This is a genomic window from Microbacterium sp. BF1, assembly GCF_019279095.1.
In the GTDB taxonomy this organism is placed as follows: Bacteria; Actinomycetota; Actinomycetes; order Actinomycetales; family Microbacteriaceae; genus Microbacterium; species Microbacterium maritypicum.
The window spans coordinates 1-5,401 of sequence record NZ_JAGYWT010000151.1 but is presented as its reverse complement, the minus strand read 5'-3'; the positions used below and the strand labels follow the sequence as shown (position 1 = coordinate 5,401).

7 protein-coding genes are annotated in these 5,401 nt (G+C 69.5%); 5 read left to right on the top strand and 2 right to left on the bottom strand.

Going from position 1 to position 5,401, the window contains the following annotated elements:
• Window positions 1–270: 270 nt before the first annotated feature.
• The 5 genes from KZA10_RS07300 (at window position 271) to csrA (ending at window position 3,392) form a co-directional block, all read left to right on the top strand.
• Complete coding sequence (locus KZA10_RS07300) at window positions 271–669, top strand: hypothetical protein (RefSeq protein ID WP_055870274.1); 399 nt, start codon at window positions 271–273, stop codon at window positions 667–669.
• Between the two features lie 43 nt (window positions 670–712).
• Window positions 713–2,413, top strand: a complete 1,701-nt coding sequence (locus KZA10_RS07295) for a long-chain-fatty-acid--CoA ligase (protein WP_218682528.1) — start codon at window positions 713–715, stop codon at window positions 2,411–2,413.
• A 142-nt stretch (window positions 2,414–2,555) separates the two neighbouring features.
• A complete protein-coding gene (locus KZA10_RS07290) occupies window positions 2,556–2,804 on the top strand; it encodes a flagellar FlbD family protein (protein WP_055870268.1) in 249 nt (82 codons plus the stop codon).
• Complete coding sequence (locus tag KZA10_RS07285; RefSeq protein ID WP_141387872.1) at window positions 2,804–3,136, top strand: FHIPEP family type III secretion protein; 333 nt, start codon at window positions 2,804–2,806, stop codon at window positions 3,134–3,136. The genes KZA10_RS07290 and KZA10_RS07285 overlap by 1 nt, the downstream gene beginning before the upstream one ends.
• Window positions 3,137–3,140: 4 nt before the next feature.
• Entirely contained in the window at window positions 3,141–3,392 is a 252-nt protein-coding gene (gene csrA / locus KZA10_RS07280; RefSeq protein ID WP_055870247.1) for a carbon storage regulator CsrA, read from the top strand.
• Between the two features lie 13 nt (window positions 3,393–3,405).
• Here the strand turns inward: csrA and KZA10_RS07275 are convergent, their stop codons facing one another.
• Complete coding sequence (locus KZA10_RS07275; RefSeq protein WP_141387868.1) at window positions 3,406–4,542, bottom strand: hypothetical protein; 1,137 nt, start codon at window positions 4,540–4,542, stop codon at window positions 3,406–3,408.
• Window positions 4,539–5,401: cell wall metabolism sensor histidine kinase WalK (locus KZA10_RS07270; protein ID WP_218682527.1), on the bottom strand; the 863-nt coding region annotated here is incomplete at its 5' end. The genes KZA10_RS07270 and KZA10_RS07275, both read right to left, overlap by 4 nt.

The window sequence follows — 5,401 nt, the reverse complement described above, 5'->3', positions numbered from 1 at the left end:
CGGCTCCTCCGATGAGCGCGCCGAGCACCGCACCGGCCATCGCGCCGGCGTACAGCTGCCAGGACTGCAACGACAGAGCGAGTGTCAGCCCGTTCTCGGCCAGGACGAGGAAGATCCCCAGCGTCCATAGCATTGGCAGCCGCACCGGCTGGCAATGCTCGGTCATAGTTGCCAGCGCCGCCTGCACATTCCGCACATCTTCGTTAACATCGTCAGCTTAGGACGCCCGACTTCGCCGGTACTGTCGTCTCTGGGAGAAAGGAGGCGGTCATGAACGCGGTCGATGCTGTCGGAATGATCGCCGAGATCCTCTCATGGGTCGGACTCGGTGTCGGGCTCCCGCTGCTCACGATCGTGCTGCTGGTGAAGGTGCACGACGGTCCCTGGCTGCCCCACGAGGTCGTCATCCTCGAGGAGGAGGACGGCCGGGCGCGCGCCCGCTGGTTCACCGCCGGCGACTTCTGGGAGCGGCCGCTCCGGGCGGAGGAGTCCGTCCATTGGCGTGGCAGGGAGGACGCCGACGCGTTCATCAGCGCCCGACACCCGCGCCTGATGAGGTTCGAACCCCGACGCCCCCTCCTCCATGCGCTCCAGGTGCTCGGGATCACCCTGGCCGGCGTCGGCGCGGCCGCGGTCGCCGTGTCGATCATCCTGCTGTTCGTCGGCTGAGGCACAGCGCCCGCGAAACGCGATCCCGGGGGAGGATGGAGACATGCCCGACTCTCCCCTCGCCTCCCGGCCCTGGCTCGATTCCTACGCCGAGGGCGTCCCCGCCCAGATCGAGGATCCGTCGCAGACCTTGCCGGAGATGCTGTCGGCGAGCGTGAAGGCCTTCGGTCGACGCCCGGCGCTGGACTTCTTCGGAGCGGTGACCACGTACCGGGAACTCGGAGAGCAGGTCGAGCGCGCCGCTGAGGGCCTGCGCCGGCTCGGGGTCGGTGCCGGCGACCGCGTCGCTCTGGTGCTGCCGAACTGCCCGCAGCACGTCGTCGCGTTCTACGCGATCCTGCGATTGGGTGCGATCGTGGTCGAGCACAACCCGCTCTACACCGCGCGCGAACTGCGACACCAGTTCGAGGATCACGGCGCACGCGTCGCCATCGTGTGGGACAAGGCCGTCGACACGATCGCCGGATTCCCCACCGACGTCAGGGTCGAGCACATCGTGAGCGTCGACATCACCGCGGCGATGCCGCTGTCGAAGCGCCTCGCCCTGCGACTGCCCCTGCCCCGGGCACGCGAAGCCCGCGCGAAGCTCACCGGCACTCCGAAGGCGCGGCACCTCGTCACCTGGAAGAGCCTCGCCGATCACCGGCGGATCTCAGGGCGGGTGCCGGCGCCGACACTCGACGACATCGCCCTGTTGCAGTACACGAGCGGAACGACGGGCGTCCCGAAGGGAGCGATCCTCACGCACGCGAACCTCCGGGCCAACGCGATGCAGGGACGAGCGTGGGTGCCGGGACTCGTCGACGGCGAGGAGACGTTCTACGGTGTGCTGCCGCTGTTCCACGCGTACGGGATGACGCTGTGCCTCACCTTCGCGATGAGCATCGGGGCCCGGCTCGTGCTCTTTCCCGCGTTCGATCTGGGACTGGTCACAGCGGCGGCGCGCTCGACGCCTCCCACCTTCCTTCCCGCTGTGCCGCCGATCTATGACGCTCTCGCCCGCGCAGCCTCCCGGGGGACCATCGACCTCTCGACCGTGCGCTTCGCGATCTCCGGAGCGATGAGCCTTCCGGTGGCCACCGTGAAGCGCTGGGAGGAGGCGACGGGCGGTCTGCTCGTGGAGGGTTACGGCATGACCGAGAGCTCGCCGGTCGCGCTCGGCAATCCGATGGGTCCCACCCGCCGTCCCGGCACCGTCGGCGTGCCCTTTCCGAGCACGGAGATCCGCGTCGTCGACCCCGCTGACCCGACGGTCGACGTACCCTCCGGAGAACCCGGCGAACTCCTCATCCGCGGCCCGCAGGTCTTCCAGGGGTACTGGGGGCGGCCCGGCGAGACGGCCGACGCTCTGCTGCCGGACGGCTGGCTCCGATCGGGCGACATCGCCCAGGTCTCCTCGGACGGGTTCGTGAGCATCGTCGACCGCCTGAAGGAGCTCATCATCACCGGCGGCTTCAACGTGTCGCCGAGCGAGGTGGAAGACGCCCTCATCGCGCACCCCGATGTCGTGGCCGCCGCGGTCGTGGGTCTTCCGCGACCTCATGGCGGGGAAGAGGTCGCCGCCGCCGTGGTTCTCCGCGACGGCGCTGCTCTCGACGTGGACGCGCTGCGCGACTTCTGCCGCACCCGGCTCACCCCGTACAAGGTGCCGCGCCGCATCACCGCCGTCGACGACCTCCCCCGCTCCCTCATCGGCAAGGTGCTGCGTCGACAGGTGCGGGACCAGCTCCTCGCCGAGCGCTGATCGTCCTCCCTCACGGGATCCTCCCCCACGGGCACGACTAACGGCTGACGCCCTCCAGCCGACAGTCACCTCCGACAGCCCAGGACGGGCCGTCGGGTCCGCGCTCCCCGGAACGCGGACGGATCTTTCCAGGATGGAGCCCATGATCATCCTCACGCGCCTGAACCGTTCGCGGTTCGCGGTGAACCCCGACCTGATCGAACGTGTCCAGGCAACGCCGGACACGACGCTCATCATGGTCGACGGTGCGACCTTCGTGGTCACCGAGACGATGGATGACGTGATCGCGCAGATCACCCGGTTCCGCGCCGGAGTGCTCGCCACGGCCGCCGCTCTGATCAGCACCGCCGGAACGGATTCAGACGCCCCCGCTTCCGAGGTCGGTCTCTGATGGATCCGTCTCTCATCCTCGGACTGGTCCTCGCGTTCGGTGCCCTGATCGCCATGATCAACCTCGAAGGCGCCGACCCGCAGCGCATGGAAGCCGTGGTCGAATCGGTGAAACAGGCCGTGTCCTCGGTGCGCGAGGGCGGCGAGCCGGTGCTGGTGTGCGCGCCGTCTCTGCGGCCGGCCGTGCGACGCCTCGTCTCGGCGCAGACGGACGGCCTTCCCGTGCTCTCCTACACCGAGGCGACCGCCGCCGCCCTCACGATCGAGACGGTCGGGGTCGTGCGGGACATCCCCGCTCCTGCGGTCGGCGTCGTCCCCGCAGCACTAGGCTGAACGAATGCTGGTTTTGACGAGGCGGATCGGTGAGAGCGTGCGCATCGACGGCGACATCGAGATCACGCTGCTCGAGATCAAGGGCGACAGCGTGCGGATCGGCGTGAAGGCGCCCCGCGAGACGCGCATCCAGCGCACCGAGATCATCGAGGCCGTCGTCGCCGAGAACGTGTCCGCCGCTGCCGAGACCGATGCCGGTGCGGAAGAGGCCATCGCCGCTGCCCTCGCTCGGGGCCGGGAAGCCCGACCCTCCTAGTCGAAGGTCGACCTCAGCCGGATGCCAGGTCCGCCACCGTGGCCCGCTTCCACTGGTCGCCGCCGGCAGCTCGCGCTCTGTCCGCCGCACTGCCCGCCGCGGTGACGAGGGCGTCATAGTCGTAGCCGAACACCGATGCGGTCGCCCAACCGATGCTCGCCGACGACCGGATGCCCATCACCGCGGTCTCGGTGTCGATCACCGAGATGCGCGTCAGGATCTCGCGCAGATGATGGCGAACCGACTCGTCGCTGCCGCGGATGATGACCATCGCACGGCCGTCTGCGACCCGATCGGCATCGGCCGACGCCGGCAGGGTCTCCTCGATGTCCTGGTGGAAGCGATCGACGATGAGGGCGAACGCCGCCCCCGTGGACGCCTCACGGAGGTCGGCGGGATCGTCCAGCCTGATGTCCAGGATCGACCACGGCTGATCGCTCTGCGCCTCGGCCTTGCGCAGCCGTCGACGCGCCCGCTCGGCGATGTCACCGGCAGCGTCCTTCTTCTGCTCCGATCGCACCAGCAGCACCAGGGTGAACGCCGCGCAGGTGCTGACCACCACGGTGCCGACCGCGTTGAGCCCCCGCAGTGCGCTCAGTTGGGCCTCGGTGCCGGCACCACCGGAGACCAGCGCGGTCGCGGCGCTCACGAGGGCGACCACCACGAAGCCGCACGACGCGAGAGCCAGCGGCAGCACGATGTCTCTGACGGCCGATCCGTCGCGCAGCAGCTCGTAGGCCACCAGACCCGCGAAGACGGCGCTGCCGAGGAAGACGAGCTGGAACGCGGGCATGTACCAGCCGGTGCCGGCCGTGGTCACCAGGAGGGTGGGAGAGGCCAGGACGAACAGGACGATCGGCCACCGACGGGCCCGCCGCCCGAAGTGCATCCGCAGACCGATCCAGACCAGAGGTTCGAAGCACAGCAGGAGCGCGGACGCCGCCCCGCGCAGCATCGCGATGTCCGTCTGCTGGCCGGCGAGCCAGAGGTAGGCCCCGAGCATCCCCAGGCCGAAGGCGCCGCCCCAAGCCACCGTCGCCCTGCTCGGACGGGCGAGCGTGCCGAGCCCCACGACCATGACCGTGAGCACCGTGACCACGGCCACCATGCTGGTGGTGATGTCGACGTTGACGGGAACGAGAGGGTTCACGCCTGTACCTCCTCGGGGGAACGCGGCGGGAATCGAAGTGTCACGCGGGTGCCGATCCCCCGCTCGCTCGAGACGTCGATGCTGCCTTCGTGCGCAGCCACGATCTCCCGCACGATCCCCATACCCAACCCTGTGCCGCTGATGCCGGCGCGCACCGCCCGCTCCGCGCGGAAGTACGGCTCGAACACCCGTGACAGCTCTTCGGGCGTCATCCCGAACCCGTTGTCGATGATCGAGACCTCCGCCTGACCGGTGTCGGCCGTGTCGATCGCGACGTCGATGCGCCCGCCGGCCGGGGTGTACTTGGCGGCGTTGCTGAGGAGGTTGTCGAGCACCTGTCGCAGCCGGAAGGGATCGCCGGAGATCACGAGGCTCGTCGCTCCTGCGATGACCAGCTCCTGCCGGTTGCCAGAGAAGACCGGTGCGTACGACGCTGCGGCCTCGTCGACGACCTCTCGCAGGTCCACGGGGGCGAACGGCTCCTGCGCGGTGCGACTCGTCTGCTGGAGGATGCTCGCGACCAGGTCCTGCATGCGCTCGCCCGCGTGCGCGATGATGTCCAGCTGCGCCGGCACGCGCCCGGGGAGGTCTTCGCGCTCACGGAGCAGGTCGACGTGCCCGATGATCGCCGTGAGCGGATTGCGCAGCTCATGGGAGACCACGGCGTTGAACGCGCGCCGCTCCTCATCGGCCTCGAGCAGGGCCGTCACGTCGTCGATCACGACGAGCGTGATGTCCTCCCCCTCGCCCGCACTGGCCATCGACTGCGTGCTCACCTCGAGTGCACGCCACTGCCCCCTGCCGTCGAACAGCCATACCCTCTCGGCCTGCAGCTGCTCCCCGCTGGCGGCCCGCGCCA

Bases quoted from the DNA above. Each gene is read 5' to 3' on its own strand.
- KZA10_RS07300 (WP_055870274.1), top strand. From the start codon at position 271: ATGAACGCGGTCGATGCTGTCGGAATGATCGCCGAGATCCTCTCATGG.
- KZA10_RS07295 (WP_218682528.1), top strand. From the start codon at position 713: ATGCCCGACTCTCCCCTCGCCTCCCGGCCCTGGCTCGATTCCTACGCC.
- KZA10_RS07290 (WP_055870268.1), top strand. From the start codon at position 2,556: ATGATCATCCTCACGCGCCTGAACCGTTCGCGGTTCGCGGTGAACCCC.
- KZA10_RS07285 (WP_141387872.1), top strand. From the start codon at position 2,804: ATGGATCCGTCTCTCATCCTCGGACTGGTCCTCGCGTTCGGTGCCCTG.
- csrA (WP_055870247.1), top strand. From the start codon at position 3,141: ATGCTGGTTTTGACGAGGCGGATCGGTGAGAGCGTGCGCATCGACGGC.